The organism is Pseudomonas sp. SIMBA_068, from assembly GCF_046534705.1.
Lineage (GTDB): Bacteria > Pseudomonadota > Gammaproteobacteria > Pseudomonadales > Pseudomonadaceae > Aquipseudomonas > Aquipseudomonas putida.
Map to the genome: position 1 here is coordinate 393,159 of NZ_JAWRYI010000004.1, position 19,223 is coordinate 412,381.

The window sequence follows — 19,223 nt, forward strand, 5'->3', positions numbered from 1 at the left end:
GGCGCAGAAGGAACTGCCCCGGCACGAGGGCCGGGGCAGGGGCGTTACTTGATGCGCTGGCCTGGCTTGGCGCCGCTGTCCGGGCTCAGCAGGTAGATTTCTTCACCGCCAGGGCCGGCGGCCATGACCATGCCCTCGGACACGCCAAAGCGCATCTTCCGTGGCTTGAGGTTGGCAACCATCATGGTCAGGCGGCCTTCCAGCTTGGACGGGTCGGGGTAAGCCGACTTGATGCCGGAGAACACGTTGCGGCGCTCGTCACCGATATCCAGGGTCAGTTGCAGCAGCTTGTCGGCGCCGGATACGGCTTCGGCCTTGACGATCAGTGCCACGCGCAGGTCAACGGCAGCGAATGTGTCGAACTCGATTTCTGCCGAAAGCGGGTCCTTGGTCAGCTCGCCATTGCCGGCCGGGGCCTTGGCTTCGGCGGCCAGCAGGTCTTCCTTGCTGGCTGCGACCATGGCTTCGACCTTGGCCGGTTCGATGCGGCTCATCAGTGCCTTGAACGGGTTCAGCTGGTGGTTTTCCAGGCGCGACAGGTGGTCGTTCCAGGCCAGCGGGGCAACGTTGAGGAAGGCCTCGGCGTCGGCGGCCAGCACGGGCAGCACGGGCTTGAGGAAGATCACCAGCTGACGGAACAGGTTGATGCCCTGGGCGCAGATGGCCTGCACTTCATCCTGCTTGCCTTCCTGCTTGGCCAGCGACCACGGTGCCTTGTCGGCGATCCAGGCGTTGGCGCGGTCGGCCAACGCCATGATCTCGCGCATGGCGCGGCCGAAGTCGCGGCCTTCGTAGGCTTCGGCGATAGACGGGGCAGCGGCCAGGAAGGCCTCGGTCAGCTCCGGTGCGGCATCGCCGGCCACCATCACGCCTTCATTGCCTTTGTGGATGAACCCGGCGCAGCGGCTGGCGATGTTGACTACCTTGCCCACCAGGTCGGAGTTGACCTTCTGCACGAAGTCTTCCAGGTTCAGGTCCAGGTCGTCGACACCACGGCCCAGCTTGGCTGCGTAGTAGTAACGCAGGTATTCCGGCTGCAGGTGGTCAAGGTAGGTGCGGGCCTTGATGAAGGTGCCGCGCGACTTGGACATCTTGGCGCCATTGACGGTCAGGTAGCCGTGCACGTTGACCGCGGTCGGCTTGCGGAAGCCGGCGCCTTCGAGCATGGCGGGCCAGAACAGGGCGTGGAAGTTGACGATGTCCTTGCCGATGAAGTGGTACAGCTCGGCCTTTGAGTCTTCCTTCCAGAAGGCGTCGAAGTCCAGCTCGGGATGGCGTGCGCACAGGTTCTTGAAGCTGGCCATGTAGCCGATTGGCGCGTCCAGCCACACGTAGAAGTACTTGCCCGGTTCGCCCGGGATCTCGAAGCCGAAGTACGGCGCGTCACGGGAGATATCCCACTCCTGCAGGCCGGAATCCAGCCATTCGGCCAGCTTGTTGGCCACCGCATCCTGCAGGGTGCCGCTGCGGGTCCACTGCTGCAGCATGGCCTGGAAGTCGGGCAGCTTGAAGAAGAAGTGCTGCGAATCACGCAGTACCGGGGTGGCACCGGAAATCGCCGACTTTGGGTTCTTCAGCTCGGTAGGCGCGTAGGTGGCGCCGCATTTTTCACAGTTGTCGCCGTACTGGTCTTCGGCCGCGCACTTGGGGCAGGTACCCTTGATGAAGCGGTCGGCCAGGAACATGCCCTTTTCCGGGTCGAAATACTGGGTCACCGAACGGGTGGCGATGTGCCCGGCTTCACGCAGGCGCGTGTAGATCATGCTCGACAGTTCGCGGTTTTCTTCGCTGTGGGTGGAGTGGAAGTTGTCGAACTCCACCAGGAAGTCTGCGAAGTCGCCGCTGTGCTCGGCCTGGACGTTGGCGATCAGCTGTTCCGGCGTGATGCCTTCTTTTTCGGCACGCAGCATGATGGCCGAGCCGTGGGCGTCGTCGGCGCAGACATAGATGCACTGGTTGCCGCGCATTTTCTGGAAGCGGACCCACATGTCTGTCTGGATGTACTCGAGCATATGGCCAAGATGGATGGATCCATTGGCATAGGGCAGGGCGCTGGTGACGAGAATCTGACGTGGCTCGGACATGGTGGCTCGGCTACTTATCTGGCTACGGGGTAAAAATGAGGGTGATCGGCCACTATAAAGGGCCGGCGAAGATATTTCACCCCGCATGCGCATCTGCTGACGATTGACGGGTTAGGATAGGCGCCTGTTCTACATCAAGTTTGCCAATGGGAGTCTCCATGAGTGCCGTCACCCGTGCCGCCGTCGATGGCGTGCTTCGCCAGTACACCGACCCCTACCTGAACCAGGACCCGGTCAGCGCCGGTTGCGTGCGCGCCATTGATATCCAGGGCGCGCAGGTCAGCGTGCAATTGCAGTTGGGGTATGCCGCCGGGCTGTTCAAGAGCGGCTGGGCCCAGGTGCTGCAGACCGCCATCGGCAACCTCGAGGGCGTCAGCAGCGCCCAGGTGTCGATCGATTGCCAGGTGGCCGCGCACAAGGCCCAGGCCCAGGTACCGGCCATGGCCAACGTCAAGAACATCATTGCCGTGGCCTCGGGCAAGGGTGGGGTAGGCAAGTCGACCACCGCGGCCAACCTGGCCTTGGCGCTGGCCCGCGAAGGCGCGCGCGTGGGTATTCTCGATGCCGACATCTACGGCCCAAGCCAGGGCGTGATGTTCGGTATTGCTGAAGGCACCCGCCCACAGATCCGTGACCAGAAGTGGTTTGTGCCGATCAAGGCCCATGGTGTGGAAGTCATGTCCATGGCGTTCCTCACCGACGACAATACGCCGATGGTCTGGCGAGGCCCGATGGTCTCTGGTGCGCTGCTGCAACTGGTGACCCAAACCGCATGGGACGACCTGGATTACCTGGTGATCGACATGCCGCCGGGTACCGGCGATATCCAGCTGACCCTGGCGCAGAAGGTGCCGGTGGCCGGCTCTGTGATCGTTACCACCCCGCAGGATCTGGCATTGCTGGATGCCAAGAAAGGTGTGGAGATGTTCCGCAAGGTCAACATCCCGGTGCTCGGCGTGGTCGAGAACATGGCCGTGCATATCTGTTCCAACTGTGGTCATGCCGAGCATCTGTTCGGCGAAGGCGGTGGTGAGAAGCTGGCGAGCCAGTATGGCGTCGACCTGCTGGCATCGTTGCCGTTGTCGATGCTGATCCGCGAGCAGGCCGACAGCGGCAAGCCCACGGCGATTGCCGAGCCGGAAAGCCAGATTGCCATGGTCTATCAGGAACTGGCCCGCCAGGTGGGTGCACGGATCGTCTTGCAAGAAGCGGCGGCACCGGCGATGCCGAGCATTACCATCAGCGAAGACTGACGCATTTCCTGTGGGAGCGGCCTTGTGTCGCGAAAGGGCCGCAAAGCGGCCCCAGCAGTATTTGGCTGGCTCACATATCTTGGGGGGTGCTTCGCCCCCCTTTCGCGACACAAGGTCGCTCCTACACAGGCATAAAAAAACCCGCCAGAAGGCGGGTTTTTTTGAAAGCCAGGAAGCGAGATCGACTTAGGCGATCTGAACTTCTTCAGCCTGCATGCCTTTCTGGCCGCGGGTAGCGACGAAAGTAACAGCCTGGCCTTCTTTCAGGGTTTTGAAGCCGTCAGCTTGGATGGCTTTGAAGTGCACGAACAGGTCGTCGCCCGACTGAGGGGTGATGAAGCCGTAGCCTTTTTCATCGTTGAACCACTTAACGGTACCGTTTTGACGGTTGGACATTTTTCTGTCTCCTTGGACAATTTAAGAACGGTCAGGAAAAACCCTGCCCGGGACTGAGCGCAAAGAGAGCAGAAAATTCAGCGATGGGCCGATCAGGATCGTGCATCAAACTAGAGATTCTCGGTGTCACGTGCAGCACAGTGGCGCCACCTTACCCCACTTTCCGCAACCTGCCAATGGTCTGAGGATGCATTAGGCAAATTCGGATCGACGGTGGCTGCAGCCTCCGCTTGGCGCGGGATGCGGCATAGAACTTTAACCTGGGCGCCGGGACCGGTAAGATGCGGATCACGATTTTTACCACGCAACTCTTCAGGACACCCCCGCCATGAGCATCAAATCGGACAAGTGGATTCGCCGCATGGCGCAGGAACACGGCATGATCGAACCGTTCGTCGAGCGCCAGGTGCGCGGCGAACAGGACAGCCGGGTCATTTCCTTCGGTGTCTCCAGCTACGGCTACGACGTGCGCTGCGCCGACGAATTCAAGGTTTTCACCAACATCAACTCGGCCACCGTCGACCCCAAGAACTTCGATGCCGGCAGCTTCGTCGATATCAAGAGCGACGTGTGCATCATCCCGCCGAACTCCTTCGCCCTGGCCCGCACCGTCGAGTACTTCCGCATTCCGCGTGACGTGCTGACCATCTGCCTGGGCAAGAGCACCTATGCCCGTTGCGGCATCATTGTCAACGTCACCCCGCTTGAGCCAGAGTGGGAAGGCCATGTGACGCTGGAGTTCTCCAACACCACCACGCTACCGGCAAAAATTTACGCCAACGAAGGCGTGGCACAGATGCTGTTCCTGCAGTCTGACGAAGAGTGCGAAGTGTCCTACAAGGACCGTGGCGGCAAATACCAGGGCCAGCGCGGCGTTACCCTGCCACGTACCTGACCCGACAAACGCGGGGAATTCCCCGTGCCTTTGGCACTCCAACGCAGTAATGCCGGTGCGCATGATGTGCATCGGCCTTCGTCAGGAGCCGCCAATGAAACTCCATCCCGCAATCAGTGCCAAGCTGGCAGGCCTGCAGCCAAACCACATCGGGTTGTTGCCCTGGTCACTGCTGGCGCACCCGCTGCCGATGCAGGCGGGGGGCGTGCCCCATCAGCCTGATCCCGATACGCCACAGCCACCGGAACCGGGTGAAACGCAACCCATGGAGCCGGGTGAGCCAACGTTGCCGGACGAGCCGCCGCCAGCGCCTGTAGCCTGAGCACCGTTACAGCGCCCAGACCCGCCCTGCGCCGGCCAGGTATATCCGGCCGGTTGCGCAGGGTGCAATTGTCCAGCCGCCGGTGAATTCTCCGAATGCCGGTAGCAGGCTGACGCCTTCATCGATCAGGAAGCATGGCAATCGCACGCGCTGACGGGCCTTCCCGCGCAGGACGAATGCCGGGTGTACATGGCCTGCCAGCACCGGGTGCATCGTGTGGGGCCGGGGCTCGTGCTGTAGCGCAAACGGCTCCAGTATCCAGGGTTCGTCCTGTACTTCAATGCGCAGCGAGGCGGGTGGATCGCCAGCGTTGCGATCGTGGTTGCCGCGTATCAGCACGATATGCAGGTGCTCATGCCGCTCCCGCCACACCTGAAGCCTGGCCAGCGTTGCGGGTGCGCGGGCGGTGCGCGCATGGAGAAAGTCGCCAAGGACGATGAGTTGCTCGCAGTCGTGCGCTGCCAGCAGGGCGTCTAGGCGGGCGAGGGTCGCTGCGGTGGTGCCGCGCGGTACTGGTTGATGCAGGGCGCGATAGCTGGCGGCCTTGCCGATGTGCAGGTCGGCAACCAGCAAGGCCCGGCGAGCAGGCCAGTAGATGGCCTTGTCGGCAAGCAGCCAAAGCGTCTGACCGCAGTGCTCGATGGGCTGATGGGTCATTCTGGCCCGCCTGCCGCGCGTTCAAGCTCGGCGACCATCCGGGCAATGCGGTCCGCCAGTTTTTCGGTGCTCAGGGTCTCGCGCATGCCCTCCACCAGCAAGGCAAACGCCAACGGCCCTGGCCGTTTCAACATACGCAAATCCAGTTGCAGGCCGTTCATTTTCAGCAAATGCCGATGCAGCCGTTCGATTTCCAGCTCCTCGCTCAGCACCTCATCCCGCGCCTGACCCAGCAGCAGATTCCCGGCGTCATGCTTGCGGAAAACCTCGTAGAACAGCCCACTGGACGCCTGGATCTGTCGGGTGCTTTTTTGCGCCGCCGGGTACCCGCCAAACACCAGTCCGGCAATCTGGGCGATCTCACGAAAGCGCCGCAACGCCATTTCTCCCGCATTCAGGCTGGCCAGCACATCTTCCAGCAGTTGCCCGGTTGCAAGCGCCTGAGGTAAGTGCGCCGCCCAGTCCACGTTACCGGGGCTGAGCAGTTCGAACCCGTAATCGTTGACAGCAATGGACACCGACAGTGGCTGCACGTGGCTGACCCGCCAGGCGATCAGGTTGGCCAGACCCAGGTTGGCCATGCGCCCGGCAAACGGGTACAGGAACAAGTGCCAGCCCTGGCGGGATTTGAACGTCTCGGCCAGTAATGTGCCGGTGGTGGGCAACGCTGACCATTGGGCCTGTAGCGCCAGCAGCGGGCGCACCGCACGCATCTCAGGGCCGTCGAAGCGTTCATGGGCTGCGGCATCGAGCTGTTCGACCAACGCGTCGGCCAGTTCGCTCGACAGCGGCATGCGCCCGCCATTCCAGCGGGCCACCGCAGCCTTGCGCGCAGTGCTGCGACGCACATAGGCCGTCATGTTTTCCACGCGCACCAGTTCCAGCACGCGCCCGGCAAATACCAGCGTATCGCCGGGCCGCAGGCGTGAAATGAATGCCTCTTCAACACTGCCCAATGTCTTGCCCCCGCCGCCCTTGGACCAATATTTAAGTTGCAGGTTGGCATCGCTGACGATGGTGCCGATGCTCATGCGATGGCGCCGCGCCAAGCGCTCGCTGGCGACCCGGTAAATGCCATCGGCCTGGCGTTCGACACGCTGGTAGTCCGGGTAGGCGCTGAGTGAGCCGCCGCCGCGGCAGACGAAGTCCAGGGCCCATTGCCACTGGCTGTCGCGCAATGCGGCGAACGCCCAGGTGCTGCGCACTTCGGCCAGTAGCTGTTCGGCGTCAAAGCCACTGCCCAGGGCCATGCTGACCAAATGCTGCACCAGCACGTCCATGCACAGCCGTGGCGAGACGCGCGCTTCGATGTGCCCGGCCGCAAGTGCCTGGCGCGCCGCTGCGGCTTCCACCAGTTCCAGGCTGTGAGTGGGCACCAGGGTTATGCGCGAACGCCGCCCCGGTGCATGGCCGGAGCGGCCAGCCCGCTGCATCAGGCGGGCAATGCCCTTGGCCGAGCCGATTTGCAGCACCCGCTCCACCGGCAGGAAGTCCACGCCCAGGTCCAGGCTGGACGTACAGACCACTGCCTTCAGGCTGCCCTGCTTGAGGCTGCGCTCGACCCAGTCTCGGGTTTCCCGGGCCAGCGAGGCATGGTGCAAGGCAATCAGCCCTGCCCAGTCGGGGCGGGCTTCAAGCAGGGCCTGGTACCAGAGTTCGGCCTGGGCACGGGTATTGGTGAACACCAGGCAGCTGGCACTGGCATCGATCTCCTGGCTGACCTGGTCGAGCATCTTCAGGCCCATGTGGCCGGCCCACGGGAAGCGCTCTATTGCCGCCGGCAGCAGGGTATCGACCTGCAGCGCCTTGTCCTGGCGGCCCTGCACCAGCAGGCCGCCTTGCGGCAACAGCACCTCCAGCGCGTGTTGCAGGTTGCCAAGCGTGGCAGTGAGGCCCCAGGTGGGCAGGTCGGGGTGCCACTGGCGCAGGTGGGCCAGCGCCAGTTGCAGTTGTACACCGCGCTTGTTGCCCAGCAGTTCGTGCCATTCATCCACCACCACCAGGCGCAGCGTGGCGAAATCTTCGCGCGCCTGTGCCCGGGTCAGCAGCAATGTCAGGCTTTCGGGGGTGGTGACCAGCACGCTGGGCAGGCGCCGTGCTTGCCGGGCGCGTTCGGCGCTGCCGGTGTCGCCGCTGCGCACGCCTACACGCCAGGGCAGTTCAAGCTCATCGAGCGGCGCCTGCAAGGCGCGCGCAGTGTCGGCGGCCAAGGCCCGCATGGGCGTGACCCACACCACCTGCAAGGGCACAGGTTGGCTGCCCTGGGGCTTGGGCTTGAAAGCGCGAAGCGCGGCGAGCCACACGGCGTAGGTCTTGCCGGCGCCGGTGCTGGCGTGCAGCAGGCCAGACTCACCACGCTCGACAGCTGCCCACACGCGTCGCTGGAAAGCGAACGGCTTCCACCCTCGTTTGGCGAACCAGGCATTGGCAAGGTCGGTGGCGGCGGGCATGAGGCAGTGGTCCGTCGAAGGGTGTGCTTCTACAGACCATCCGCCAGGGGCAATGGTTTTACCGAATCAGTTGCCCAGCAGATAGCCGCTGCGGCACACCTGCTGGCCGGCCACATGGGCGATGACCATGCCAGCCGTTGCCATGCGCCGCACGCTGCGGGCGTAAAGCAGGCCCGGCTGGCTGTTACGCACTGCGGTCACCCGGTCGCTGAGCGGGTCGATGATTTCCGCGATCAACTGGCCGGCTTCCAGGTGCTGACCGGGTTTGGCGTGATACACCAGCAAGCCGCCGAGTGGCGTCGACACCGGTTCCACAGCGGCCAGCGGCGTGGCGGGGTGGAGCAATGCTGGCAAGGAGGGGCTGGCGCCTTCGATTACACCCGCGTGGGTCAGGAAGTTGATTATCGCTTGGCAATCCTTGCTGGCCAGGTCATGACAAACATCCGCCTGGCCGCGCAACTCGACGGTCACCGAGCAGCAGCCCAGCGGAATCGGGAAGCGCTTGCCGAAGCGTTGCTGCAACTGCCACCAGACCAAGCTGAAGCATTCGTCGAACGACTGTCCGCCCGAGTCGGTGGCCAGCAGGCTGGCCTGGGCCCCCAGGTAGCGGGCCAGCGGCTCGATCTGCGGCCAGGCGTCTGGAGTGGTGTACAGGTGCTCGACCGCCTCGAAATCGCAGTGCAGGTCCAGCACCATGTCGGCGTCGCAGGCCAGCCGCTGCAGGATCAGGCGCTGGGCCTGCAGGGGTGTGCGGGCCGGGTGTGCGTCCAGCCCACGGCGCAGGTATTCGCGGATAAGTGCGATGTTGTGGGCCGGGTCCTGGGCCAGGTGTTCTTCGATCTGGTCGCCGATGCTGTCCGACAGGTCGACGAAATTGCGGTTGAAGTTCTCGCCGCTTTGCAGTTCGAAGCGCCCCAGTGGCGCATCCAGCAGCACTTGCTCCAGGCCGACCGGGTTGGCCACCGGTACCAGGATGATTTCACGTTGCAGGCGGCCTTGTTGTTCAAGGTCCGCCAGGCGGCGTTTGAGGTGCCAGGCCACCAGCATGCCCGGTAGCTCGTCGGCGTGCAGCGAGGCCTGTATATAGACCTTGCCACCACCGCGGGGGCCGAAGTGAAAGCTGTGCAGTTGGCGGGTGATGCCCGGAACGGGTGAGAGCAGGTCGTGTGTTGAATGGTGCATGGTGGTCCTGGATGCGTGGCGAATACGGTCTGCGACACGGGTCGGCACAAAGATAGAAGCATAGTTTTTGGCCTTGCGCCTCCATCGCTTGCGCCTCGATCACCGTGCTGGCCTCTTCGCGGGCATGCCCGCGAAAAGGCCCTCCGGGGGCCGAAACTGCCTCAGGCCAGCAATGCCTGCAGGGTCGCCAGGTCATCCGCCTCTTCCACCGGCTTGTCCAGCCGCCAGCGCAGCATGCGCGGAAAGCGCACGGCGATGCCGCTTTTATGGCGTTTCGATAATGCGATGCCTTCGAAGCCCAGTTCGAACACCAGCGTCGGCGTCACACTGCGCACCGGGCCGAAGGTTTCCACCGTGGTCTTGCGGATAATGGCGTCGACCTTGCGCATTTCTTCGTCACTGAGCCCGGAGTAGGCCTTGGCAAAGGGCACCAGTGCGCGCCCCTGGGTGCCGGCCGGTGCGTCCCACACGGCGAAGGTGTAGTCGCTGTACAGGCTGGCCCGCCGGCCGTGGCCGCGCTGGGCGTATATCAGCACGGCATCGACGCTGAACGGGTCGATCTTCCACTTCCACCAGGTGCCCATGTCCTTGGTGCGCCCAACGCCGTACAAGGCTTCACGTTGCTTGAGCATCAGGCCCTCGACACCCAGGCTGCGTGATTGCTCGCGCTGGCGGGCGAGGTCGGCCCAGTCCGGGCCATCAAGCAGGGGCGACAGCAGCACCGGGGCCAGTGGGTGGTCTTCCACCAACCGTTCCAGTTGCCAGCGGCGCTCGTGCTGCGGCCGGTTGCGCCAGTCCTCGCCTTGCCACTCCAGCAGATCGTAGGCTTGCAGCACCACCGGGGCATCGCTCAGCAATTTTTTGCCCAGCGTCTTGCGCCCGATGCGCTGCTGTAGCAGGGCAAAAGGCTGGACGGCCAGTTCAGCGGGGGTATCGCCTGGCTTCCATACCAGGATTTCACCATCCAGCACCACGCCATCGGGTAACGTCTGCGCCAGGCTGTGCAGCTCGGGGAAGCGTTCGGTAACCAGCTCTTCGCCACGCGACCAAACCCACAGTTGGCCTTCGCGCTTGACCACTTGGGCGCGGATGCCGTCCCATTTCCACTCGATCTGCCAGGCACTTGGCGGCCCAAGCAGTGTGTCGAACTGTTCCGTTGGCGCTTGCAGCGGGTGCGCCAGGAAGAACGGGTAGGGCTGGCCGCCGCGCTGGCTGTGTTCATCGGCCGACTCGGCTGCAACCAGCCTCTGGTAGCTGGCCGCTGTTGGACGGTGGCTGATATCGGTATAGCCGACCATCCGCTGGGCGATGCGTTTGGCGTCCAGCCCGGCCAGTTGTGCCAGGGCGCGGGTGACCAGCAGCTTGGACACGCCCACGCGAAAACTGCCCGTGATCAGTTTCAGGCACAGCATCAGGCTGGGGCGGTCCAGCTGCGCCCACAGCGGCTGCAGGCGCTGCTGAACCTGCTCAGGCGATAGCCCGCGCAGCGGCAGCAAATATTGCTCCACCCAGGTGGCAAGGCCTTCATTGCTGCCATCGGCGTGTACGGGCACCAACAGCGAAATAGTTTCGGCCAGGTCACCTACTGCCTGGTAGCTTTCTTCAAAGAGCCAGTCCGGCAACCCGGCCTGTGCCGTTGCCTGTTCGCGTAACACGCGCGTGGGCACCAGCTGGCGCGGGCGCCCGCCGGCCAGAAAGTACACGGCCCAGGCCGCATCCTCGGCGGGGGCACTGGCGAAATAGTCGCGCAGGGCCTCAAGCTTGGCATTGCTGGACGTGGTCGCGTCCAGGCGCAGGTACAACGTGGCGAAGGCTTTCATAGTGCAGGTTCGGTAGTGGCGACGTCGTCCTCGTCGCCGTACTCGGTGGCGAAGGCGCGAGCATCAAGGCCTTGTTCGTTGAGGTAGCGCACCAGCACATTGACCGAGCCGTGGGTAACCATCACCCGTTCGGCGCCGGTCTGGCCGATTGCCCACAGCAGGCCGGGCCAGTCGGCATGGTCCGAGAGCACGAAGCCCCGGTCCACGCCGCGCCGTCGGCGGGCGCCGCGCAACAGCATCCAGCCGCTGGCGAAGGCGTCGCTGTACTCGCCGAAGCGGCGCATCCAGCTGCTGCCACCGGCCGAGGGTGGTGCCAGGACCAGCGCCTGGCGCAGCAAAGGGTCGTTGCGCGGGATATCGCCGGCATAGTGGGTCTGCGGCAGGTGTATGCCGGCGTCCCGGTACACCCGGTTGAGCGGCTCGACGGCGCCATGCACGAGGATCGGGCCGATGCTGGGGTCCAGCCCATGCAGAATGCGCTGGGCCTTGCCGAAGGCATAGCAGAACAGCACGCTGGCCTTGCCCTGTTCGCTGTTGGCCCGCCACCAGGCATTGATGCCGGCGAAGATCTCCCCCTGGCTTGGCCAGCGGTAGATCGGCAGGCCGAAGGTCGATTCGGTGATAAAGGTGTGGCACGGCACCGGTTCGAAAGGGGTGCAGGTGCCATCGGGCTCTACCTTGTAGTCACCAGAGGCGACCCAGACTTGGCCCTGATGCTCCAGGCGCACCTGCGCCGAGCCCAGCACATGCCCGGCCGGGTGCAGGCTCAGGGTCACACCGTGGTGTATCAGGCGCTCGCCATAGGGCAGGGTCTGCAAATTGATACCCTGGCCCAGGCGGCTGCGCAGGATACCGGCGCCGGGGCTGGCGGTCAGATAATGGCCATTGCCGGTGCGTGCATGGTCACCATGGCCATGGGTGATCACGGCGCGGTCCACCGGCCGCCAAGGGTCTATGTAGAAATCACCGGGCGGGCAGTAGAGGCCTTCGGGGCGGGCGATGACGAGGTCCATGGCATGGGCGCCGGTTTGGAGTTACCAGTTAGGAGCCATGCGGGTGAAAGGAAGTTCGACAGGAAATGGTTGGGGCTGCCAAGCAGCCCCAAAGCAGGCAATGCCGTTTATTTGCCGGGCACCAACGTAAGCCGCGGGTTGCCATACGCCTTGCCGAAGTTTTGCGGCTGTAGCGGCAGGCTCATGAAGCGCCCTTTGAACCAGGCATCCAGCCCGTCACTGTAGTGCGCGCTGGCCGGATTGCCGGACTGGCCGCTGCTGGTCAGCACCTGCAAAGGTTCGGCCTGGCCGAAGTCGACGATCATCCGCGCCGAGGCCGGCAGACGGGTGTCGAAGTCGCTGCCCCAGGCATACGGCGTGAGGGCCAGGGTCGTGAAATCGCCGCCAGCGGCCAGCGGCGAACGGCTGGTGGCATCGCCCAGGCCATGGTAGGCCGGTGCCGGCCAGCGGTACTGGTGCAGCTTGCCCCACTGCCAGGCGCGGCGGTCGGCACCCAGTTGTGCGGTGCCGGCATCCACCGCGCCAGCCAGGCTGCGGGCGAGGATGGTGGGTTTGTCTTCTTTCTGCGGGGTGCTGCGGTCATCCCAGAACGGGCTGTCGTCGCGCCCCAGCAGGTGATCGGCCTGCGCCGAGAACGACAACCGGGCATTGCTGACGAACGCCTGCCACGCCGGGCCGGACTCTGGGCCGAGGTCGTCGAGGAACGTTTGCCGTGCAACTTCCTGGAGGAACAGCTCGTACAGCGCTGCATCCGCCGACACCGGGCTCAGACGGCCGTCGAAAGCTTTCAGCCGGGCCAGCGCGTCTTTGGCCTTGTCGCGCTGTGCGGCGGGCAGGGCATCGATCGCCTGTTTCAGTGGCTGGGCCATGCCAGGGGCATCGAACATCTGCTTGAGCTTGGCGGCCAGCAGGGTCTCCTGATCGTTTTGCAGGGCCATCAGGCTGCGGCTGTCGTGGCGGCCATTGCCGGCCAGCTGGGCCAGGCGTTCAGCGCGTTCCGGGTAGTACCAGGTGCTGGACAACTGCATCCCATAGCCACGTGGCAGGCTGCGCTGGTTGGCGTGGCCGATCCAGCCGGCGGGTGGGTCCTGGTCGTAGGGGTGCAGCATTGGGTCGGCATAGCCGTCCCAGTCATAGCGCCCGTCCCAGCCCGGCGAGGGCAGCAGGCCCTGGCCTTCGCGGCGGTTGGGGTAACGGCCGCTGACCTGCCAGCCGATATGGTCGGGCTCGGCGAAGACGAAGTTGAGGGCGGCGGCGGTCACTTCACGGGTGCTGTCGAAAGCGCGCTCGACGTTCTTGGCACGGGTCAGGTCAAACAGTGCATCCAGGCTGCGGTCGCCCTTGAACTGTGGCAGGTTCAGCGCCAGGCCCAGGCTGGCGTTATCAGGTTGGGCCAGCAGGGTACCGTGGCGGGTGTCGTACATCACCTCGCGCAGCGGGCGCTGGCCCCGGACGAAGAAGGTTTCGCTACGGGCGCGGGCCGGCAGCCATTTGCCATCGGCGAGGTAGGTCAGCTGGCTGCCCTGGCGACGCAGTTGCTCCAGGTACAGGTCCTGGTTGTCGGCCATCACGGCGCTGCTGCTCCAGGCCAGCTTGCCGTTGTAGCCAGCCAGCACGATCGGCAGGCCGGGCAACGACAGGCCGGCAACCTGGTACTTGCCCGTGTGGATTTGTACCGGGCTCAGGGCCCAGGCGGCGCGGCTGTCGCTGGCCAGCAGGCTCTTGCCACTGCGGCTGCGCTGCGGGCCCAGCGCCAGGTTGGCAGAGCCCGGGCTGCCGAGCAGGTCAAGGTCGGCCAGTTTCTGGCTGGCGGCCGCCAGCGCTGGCAGGCCCGGCAACTGGCTGGCCAGGTTCAGGCCCTTGAGCTTGTCCACTTCCGTTTCGGCCAACGGCTCATCCGGTGCACCGGGCAGCAACCAGGCCAGCTTGTCACTGCCGGCTTTCTGCGCCAGGGTCAGGGCGCTCAGTTCTTCCTGCAGGTTCACCGACTGGCTGAACGCGTACAGGCAGAAGATCAGCGCCGAGTCTTCGGGCTTCCAGTACTCGGGGCGATAGCCGCTGTTGGCAAGGTCGGCCGGCAGCTTGTCGCGGTAGCGGAACAGGTAGGCGTTGACCCCGCGTGCATACACTTCGAAGAAGCGCTTGAGCCGTGGCGATGCGTCGGCGTATTGCTGGGCGGCGCTCTGCTTGAGGTTGGCAGCGCGCATCAGGCGGTCGATGTCCAGCGCGTCGCTGCCGGCCAGTTCGGCCAGGCGGCCCTGGGCGAGCAGGCGCATGGCGACCATCTGTTCGATACGGTCGCCCGCGTGCACGTAGCCCAGGCTGAACAGCGCATCATGGAAGCTGCTGCTTTCGATCAATGGCGCGCCCATGGCGTTGCGGCGGATCGAGACGTTCTGCGCCAGGCCTTTGAGCGGCTGCACGCCGCTGGTCGGTGGCACGCTGTCCTGGTGGCCGCCCGTCTGGCAGCCGGCCAGCCCGAGCATGCCGAGCAGCGTGGCGGCGGTTGCAAACCGCAGGCGGAAGGGAGGAAAGGCGGGGGCGGCCATGACAAGGGCTCCTGCAAGGCGAGGCGGGTTTCGAAAGGCGCTAAGGTAGTAAGCGCGCAGGCGCCGTGCAAGGTCCTGTGTCGGTTTATTTGCCTGCGCGGGCTCAAACGTTGAAGTGGTCTGCCAGCGTGTCGGAAAAATGCGTGCAATTGATACGCGCATAGCGTCGGTAGTCACGGGTGACCGCGAATGCAGAGCCGGGCATCAGCAGAATCTTGTGCTGCTCCAGTTTGCGCACCAGGGGTTGCAGGTCGGGCAGGTCCGGGTGGTAGACCCAGAGGAACATGCCCCCTTGCGGCGCGATCTCGAACTGCCAGCCGCGCTCGAGCAACAATCGTTGGGTCTGGACTTGCTGCCGGATCAGGCGCTGCTGTACATCCTTCATGTGCCGGGCGTAGGTGCCGTCCGACAATATGGTGTTGACGAAGCGCTCGCAAAACGCAGGCACGGCCACGCAGGTCAGCAGTTTCAGGCGGGTCAGCGGTTCTATCAGGTCTTGCGAGCAGGCGATGAAGCCCACGCGCAACGAGGCGGACAGGCATTTGGAAAAACTGCCGATGTAGATGACCCGGTCAAGGTTGTCCAGCTCGGCGAAGGTCTGGCGCACGGCAGGGCTGAAGTCGCCATACACATCATCCTCGACCACGTAGAACTCGTGCTCCACCGCCAGGCGTAGCACGCTGAAGGCGTTGTGCGGGCTGATGTTGCTGCCGGTCGGGTTGTGGAAGGTGCTGTTGCAGAAGAACGCTCTGACCTTGTGGATGGCCAGGTAGCGCCGCATTTCCTCCACATCCGGCCCGTCCTGGGTCCGCCGGATACCGACGACGTGCCCACCCGCCAGCTGGATCAGCTTGATCAGGTTGCCGTTGCCCGGCTCGTCGACGAACACGTGGTCGCCTGGCTTGATCAGCAACCGGGCAACCAGGTCCAGGCCTTGCGTGGCGCCCAGGGTGGTCAGCAACTGGTTGGGTCGGGCTTCGACACGGGTCAGCCGTTTCATGTGCACGCACAGCTGCTTGCGCATGGGCAGGTAACCCTGGATGTCGCCGTACTCTGCCAGCGAGCTTTGCTCCAGCCGCGCGGTGCGGCGAATCGCCTTGGCCAGCAGCTCGGTGTCGCGCCACGCCGGCGGCAGCCAGCCGCTGCCCAGTTTGGTGTAGTGCTGGCCGCCCTGCAGCAGCCGGAACAGCGGATCGCCGGCCATGCACTCGGGCTCGTGGATCACGCTCGTCTGCCGGCTGCGGTTGGCGACGAAGTAGCCGCGGCCGGGCGAGGCCGTCAACACACCTTCGCTGACCAGCTGGGCATACGCCGATACCACGTCGTGGTAACTGAAATCGACGGCGGCCGTGAGTTTGCGAATGGAGGGCATGCGTTGCCCTGGCGACCACTCGCCTGCATCCAGGCGCTGTTTCAACAGGTGATGAAGGCTGGAGGGGTTCATGGCAGGTCCGAAACCGTTAGAAAAAAAAGCCTAACAGTTAACGGAAATGCTTGTCGACTGTTCGTTTGCAAATGGCCAGTACCTGCCACTATCCCCTTGTCGGAACTTTCGGCTGCCAGCAAAGGCGGCACTTTTAGCGTCTGTGCAGACCAGACAACTGGATATCAAGCCCATGCATACTATGGACATGCAATCTGCCGTCATTGCCAGGCTCCCTTTGCCTGACGAACTGGCGTCATTCAAAGTAGTCAAGAATCTTGTGACCTCGGCGTTATTGGAATGCTGTTCAATCGACGAGTTCGAAGCGCTGAAAGAAACACTGATTATTGAAAGTGTTTCCGAACAGGCCCATGCCGACTTGCAGGCCTTTGCCCAAAAAGATCCAGCGGCTGGCCGCGACCTGGTATTTATTGCAAGAACTTACACCTCTTATTCTGCGGTTTTGCATTATCGGCTTGCCCACTGGGTCTACTGCAATACGGCTTCTACCTACGGTGCTGGCGGCCAATGCCTGGCCGCCATGATCTCCAGGCGCGGAAAAATGCTCTCGGGGGCGGAAATTCATTTCCGCAGCCGTATCGGTGCGCGATTCATCATCGATCACGGCATGGGCACCGTCATTGGTGAAACATCGACCATTGGTGACGATTGCTACGTGCTGGGCGGCGTCACCCTGGGCGCCCGCGGTATCAGTGACAACCCTTCGAGCCCCAGGCACCCGACCTTGGGCAACCGGGTACAGATCGGCGCGTTCGCCAGTGTGCTGGGTGCTATCCACGTCGGCGACGGCGCCTTCATCGGGCCGGGCTGCATCATTACCAAAGACGTCCCTGCCGCTGCCCGTGTGCAGGTAAAAACATCACTGCAGGTGGTATTGGAACCATGAATTCTCTGAATTATGAAGTGTTGCGCAATACCGAGAAACTTTATTACAAGGACCAATACCTGGCGGGTGCCAATACTCAAGTAACGCGGGTACACAGTGACGGTATCGAATTGCAGAGTACCGTGGCCTATCCCGAAGGTGGCGGCCAGGAAGCTGACGTCGGCACGATTGAACTGCCGATAGGCACTGTGCGCTTTGTCTGGGTTAAAAAACTCTACGGTAGCCCTATTCGCCTGGAAGGTTTCAAAGGCGGAAAACTGGGCGGCATCATTATTCACAGCCTGCACCCTGATGACTTGCACCTGCTGGATGAAGTCACCGTCGGCATGCCGGCCCGCGTCACTATAGATATCGACCGACGCGAACGGTTGACACTGTCTCACAGTGCCAGTCACTTCCTGTATGCCGCCGCCATCAGCCTGCGTGAAGAACTGAAACAGTGGACCATCGGCTGCCATATCAAGGAAGACTCGGCGCGTTTCGACTTTCTGGTCGAAGACGCATTCACTGCCGAAGACGTGGTGGAGATAGAACGGCGTGCAAATGAGCTGATCGCCTGCGATGCGCCCATCGAACACTACGCGGTGCAGGGCCTGGAAGACGCGCGCCTGTGGACCTACAACGGCATCGAAATCCCGTGTGGCGGCACACACCTTGAGTCGCCTCAGCGGATCGGGCGCATGTCCGTGCGCCGCAAACGCCTGGGCAAAGGCAAAGAGCGGCTGATCTGCGTGTTCCCCGATGCCGAAATCGATGTTTCCACCTATCACGAGCCTGCGTTATGAACAGCACACTCCCGCGGCGTACCTACCTGTACTTCACCGCACAGTCGATCAACCTGACGACCGCTGTCATGTCCGTGACCATGGCCGCCATCGTCGGGGCCGCATTGGCGCCGGCTGCTGCGTGGTCCACCGTGCCCTACGGGTTCCAGTTTCTCTGCCTGATGCTGGCAACGTACCCAGTCTCCAGGTTGATGAGCCGTATCGGTCGCAAGAAAGCCTTCATGCTGGGGTCGATCCCCTTGGCGGCTTCTGGTGTCAGCGGTTATCTGGCCGTGGAATACCAGCACTTCCAGCTGCTGGTACTGAGCCATTCAGCGTTGGGCGTTTATATCGCCTTCGCCAACTTCAACCGCTTCGCGGCCACTGACAACCTGGCCCAGAGCCTCAAGCCCAAGGCCCTTTCACTGGTGGTGGCGGGGGGCGTGATTGCAGCCGTGGTGGGGCCGACTCTGACGGAGTGGCTCAGGGACGTGGGTGGGTACCCGCTATTTTCGCTGTGTTATGCCTCGTTCGTTGGCCTTGCGCTGATGTCGCTGTTGATTGCCGTTTGCCTGCCCGACGATGCCGGCATCGCCAAATCCAGTCAGCACGCGGAAAAAACGGCCACTCCCCGCGAACCGTTCAGCCCGTCGGTGAAAGTTGCCATGGCGGTTGCGGCGCTGAGCTACGGGATCATGAACCTGCTCATGATTCAGGCATCGATGCACATGAAACACATGCATGAGGACTTCTCTGATGTCCGCCTGGCCATCCAGTGGCATGTGGTTGCCATGTTTGCACCGTCATTCTTTACCGGCGCAATCATCCAGAAGCTGGGCATCAAGACCACCATCTGTGCCGGGCTGGCACTGTTGATCGGTTGCTCGGCGCTGAATATCTGGTCGCACAGCTACGCCATGATGACCCTGGCGCTGATTGCCCTCGGGCTGGGCTGGAACCTGACGTATGTGGGCGGCGGCGCATTGCTGGCCCAGTCGCTGCAAAACAGCCCGGCAGCGATGCAGATGCAGGGCAAGAACGACCTCGCCATTGCCATTCTGGCAACCGTCGGTGCGTTCAGCCCTTCGCTGTTGCTGAGTACGGTTGGCTGGGATGGCACCAATGCCATCTGCATGGCCCTTTGCATCGGTTTGCTCTTCGCCACTGCCGGCCTGCTGCAGAACAAGGCCTGTCTGCACACTTCAATGGAAGGTAGCCGCAAATGAGCGAGCTCATCAGCGTCAGCGAACGCATCTACACCAAACTGGAAATGAACAACCCGGGCGGCAGCCACAAATACCGGGCAGCCCGGCACATTGTCGAGCATGCCCTGCGCAACGGCGACATCATCCCGGGTGTGACCACGGTCATTGAAAAAACCGGCGGCAGTTTCGGTTTCGGCTTGCTGGCGGCCTGCCACAAGTACCAGGTCACAGGTTAGTACGGGCTATGGACATCCCACAGCCACAATCGCAACCTATGGACATGATCAGCTTTAGGCCTGATCT

Annotated in this window: 15 protein-coding genes and 1 pseudogene; 7 read left to right on the top strand and 9 right to left on the bottom strand. The window is 63.3% G+C overall.

What is annotated here, in order from left to right:
• Positions 1–44: 44 nt before the first annotated feature.
• Positions 45–2,084, bottom strand: a complete 2,040-nt coding sequence (gene metG / locus SB756_RS13425) for a methionine--tRNA ligase (RefSeq protein WP_410910955.1) — start codon at positions 2,082–2,084, stop codon at positions 45–47.
• Positions 2,085–2,242: 158 nt separating this feature from the next.
• Here metG and apbC point away from each other — a divergent pair, with 158 nt between their 5' ends.
• Entirely contained in the window at positions 2,243–3,337 is a 1,095-nt protein-coding gene (apbC, locus tag SB756_RS13430; RefSeq protein ID WP_410910956.1) for an iron-sulfur cluster carrier protein ApbC, read from the top strand.
• 186 nt (positions 3,338–3,523) lie between these two features.
• Here apbC and SB756_RS13435 read toward each other — a convergent pair whose 3' ends face one another.
• Positions 3,524–3,733: a cold-shock protein gene (locus tag SB756_RS13435; RefSeq protein WP_012273869.1), complete on the bottom strand. Its 210-nt coding sequence runs from the start codon at positions 3,731–3,733 to the stop codon at positions 3,524–3,526.
• Between the two features lie 328 nt (positions 3,734–4,061).
• Here SB756_RS13435 and dcd point away from each other — a divergent pair, with 328 nt between their 5' ends.
• Both dcd and SB756_RS13445 read left to right on the top strand, forming a co-directional pair.
• Complete coding sequence (gene dcd / locus SB756_RS13440) at positions 4,062–4,628, top strand: dCTP deaminase (protein WP_003258001.1); 567 nt, start codon at positions 4,062–4,064, stop codon at positions 4,626–4,628.
• A gap of 94 nt (positions 4,629–4,722) precedes the next feature.
• Positions 4,723–4,950 (top strand): hypothetical protein, encoded by a 228-nt coding sequence (locus tag SB756_RS13445; protein ID WP_016498226.1) that lies wholly within the window; start codon positions 4,723–4,725, stop codon positions 4,948–4,950.
• Positions 4,951–4,956: 6 nt separating this feature from the next.
• Here the strand turns inward: SB756_RS13445 and pdeM are convergent, their stop codons facing one another.
• The 7 genes from pdeM to SB756_RS13480 form a co-directional block, all read right to left on the bottom strand.
• A complete protein-coding gene (pdeM, locus tag SB756_RS13450; RefSeq protein WP_410910957.1) occupies positions 4,957–5,607 on the bottom strand; it encodes a ligase-associated DNA damage response endonuclease PdeM in 651 nt (216 codons plus the stop codon).
• Positions 5,604–8,057, bottom strand: coding sequence for a ligase-associated DNA damage response DEXH box helicase (locus tag SB756_RS13455; RefSeq protein WP_410910958.1), 2,454 nt, complete (start codon positions 8,055–8,057; stop codon positions 5,604–5,606). Before SB756_RS13455 ends, pdeM begins: the two co-directional genes overlap by 4 nt.
• Positions 8,058–8,123: 66 nt before the next feature.
• On the bottom strand, positions 8,124–9,239 hold the full coding sequence (locus SB756_RS13460) for a succinylglutamate desuccinylase/aspartoacylase family protein (protein WP_410910959.1): 1,116 nt from the start codon (positions 9,237–9,239) through the stop codon (positions 8,124–8,126).
• Positions 9,240–9,400: 161 nt separating this feature from the next.
• Positions 9,401–11,059, bottom strand: a complete 1,659-nt coding sequence (locus SB756_RS13465) for an ATP-dependent DNA ligase (RefSeq protein WP_410910960.1) — start codon at positions 11,057–11,059, stop codon at positions 9,401–9,403.
• A complete protein-coding gene (locus SB756_RS13470) occupies positions 11,056–12,072 on the bottom strand; it encodes a ligase-associated DNA damage response exonuclease (protein ID WP_410910961.1) in 1,017 nt (338 codons plus the stop codon). Before SB756_RS13470 ends, SB756_RS13465 begins: the two co-directional genes overlap by 4 nt.
• A gap of 107 nt (positions 12,073–12,179) precedes the next feature.
• Positions 12,180–14,621: a penicillin acylase family protein gene (locus SB756_RS13475; protein WP_410910962.1), complete on the bottom strand. Its 2,442-nt coding sequence runs from the start codon at positions 14,619–14,621 to the stop codon at positions 12,180–12,182.
• A 103-nt stretch (positions 14,622–14,724) separates the two neighbouring features.
• Positions 14,725–16,065 (bottom strand): PLP-dependent aminotransferase family protein, encoded by a 1,341-nt coding sequence (locus SB756_RS13480; RefSeq protein WP_016498233.1) that lies wholly within the window; start codon positions 16,063–16,065, stop codon positions 14,725–14,727.
• Between the two features lie 172 nt (positions 16,066–16,237).
• Here SB756_RS13480 and SB756_RS13485 point away from each other — a divergent pair, with 172 nt between their 5' ends.
• The 4 genes and pseudogenes from SB756_RS13485 to SB756_RS13500 form a co-directional block, all read left to right on the top strand.
• On the top strand, positions 16,238–16,951 hold the full coding sequence (locus SB756_RS13485) for a serine O-acetyltransferase (protein WP_016498234.1): 714 nt from the start codon (positions 16,238–16,240) through the stop codon (positions 16,949–16,951).
• The gene (locus tag SB756_RS13490; RefSeq protein WP_410910963.1) at positions 16,948–17,736 is read left to right on the top strand and encodes an alanyl-tRNA editing protein; all 789 of its coding nucleotides are present in this window, start codon (positions 16,948–16,950) and stop codon (positions 17,734–17,736) included. The genes SB756_RS13485 and SB756_RS13490 overlap by 4 nt, the downstream gene beginning before the upstream one ends.
• Complete coding sequence (locus SB756_RS13495) at positions 17,733–18,941, top strand: MFS transporter (RefSeq protein WP_410910964.1); 1,209 nt, start codon at positions 17,733–17,735, stop codon at positions 18,939–18,941. The genes SB756_RS13490 and SB756_RS13495 overlap by 4 nt, the downstream gene beginning before the upstream one ends.
• Positions 18,938–19,147 (top strand): annotated as a pseudogene (locus SB756_RS13500) (pyridoxal-phosphate dependent enzyme); the annotation flags it as partial. The gene SB756_RS13495 and the pseudogene SB756_RS13500, both read left to right, overlap by 4 nt.
• Positions 19,148–19,223 lie beyond the last annotated feature (76 nt).

Coding starts and splice junctions, on each gene's coding strand:
- SB756_RS13480 (WP_016498233.1), bottom strand. CDS start 16,065: ATGAACCCCTCCAGCCTTCATCACCTGTTGAAACAGCGCCTGGATGCA.
- SB756_RS13475 (WP_410910962.1), bottom strand. CDS start 14,621: ATGGCCGCCCCCGCCTTTCCTCCCTTCCGCCTGCGGTTTGCAACCGCC.
- SB756_RS13470 (WP_410910961.1), bottom strand. CDS start 12,072: ATGGACCTCGTCATCGCCCGCCCCGAAGGCCTCTACTGCCCGCCCGGT.
- SB756_RS13445 (WP_016498226.1), top strand. CDS start 4,723: ATGAAACTCCATCCCGCAATCAGTGCCAAGCTGGCAGGCCTGCAGCCA.
- SB756_RS13460 (WP_410910959.1), bottom strand. CDS start 9,239: ATGCACCATTCAACACACGACCTGCTCTCACCCGTTCCGGGCATCACC.
- SB756_RS13455 (WP_410910958.1), bottom strand. CDS start 8,057: ATGCCCGCCGCCACCGACCTTGCCAATGCCTGGTTCGCCAAACGAGGG.
- apbC (WP_410910956.1), top strand. CDS start 2,243: ATGAGTGCCGTCACCCGTGCCGCCGTCGATGGCGTGCTTCGCCAGTAC.
- dcd (WP_003258001.1), top strand. CDS start 4,062: ATGAGCATCAAATCGGACAAGTGGATTCGCCGCATGGCGCAGGAACAC.
- metG (WP_410910955.1), bottom strand. CDS start 2,084: ATGTCCGAGCCACGTCAGATTCTCGTCACCAGCGCCCTGCCCTATGCC.
- pdeM (WP_410910957.1), bottom strand. CDS start 5,607: ATGACCCATCAGCCCATCGAGCACTGCGGTCAGACGCTTTGGCTGCTT.
- SB756_RS13495 (WP_410910964.1), top strand. CDS start 17,733: ATGAACAGCACACTCCCGCGGCGTACCTACCTGTACTTCACCGCACAG.
- SB756_RS13435 (WP_012273869.1), bottom strand. CDS start 3,733: ATGTCCAACCGTCAAAACGGTACCGTTAAGTGGTTCAACGATGAAAAA.
- SB756_RS13490 (WP_410910963.1), top strand. CDS start 16,948: ATGAATTCTCTGAATTATGAAGTGTTGCGCAATACCGAGAAACTTTAT.
- SB756_RS13465 (WP_410910960.1), bottom strand. CDS start 11,059: ATGAAAGCCTTCGCCACGTTGTACCTGCGCCTGGACGCGACCACGTCC.
- SB756_RS13485 (WP_016498234.1), top strand. CDS start 16,238: ATGCATACTATGGACATGCAATCTGCCGTCATTGCCAGGCTCCCTTTG.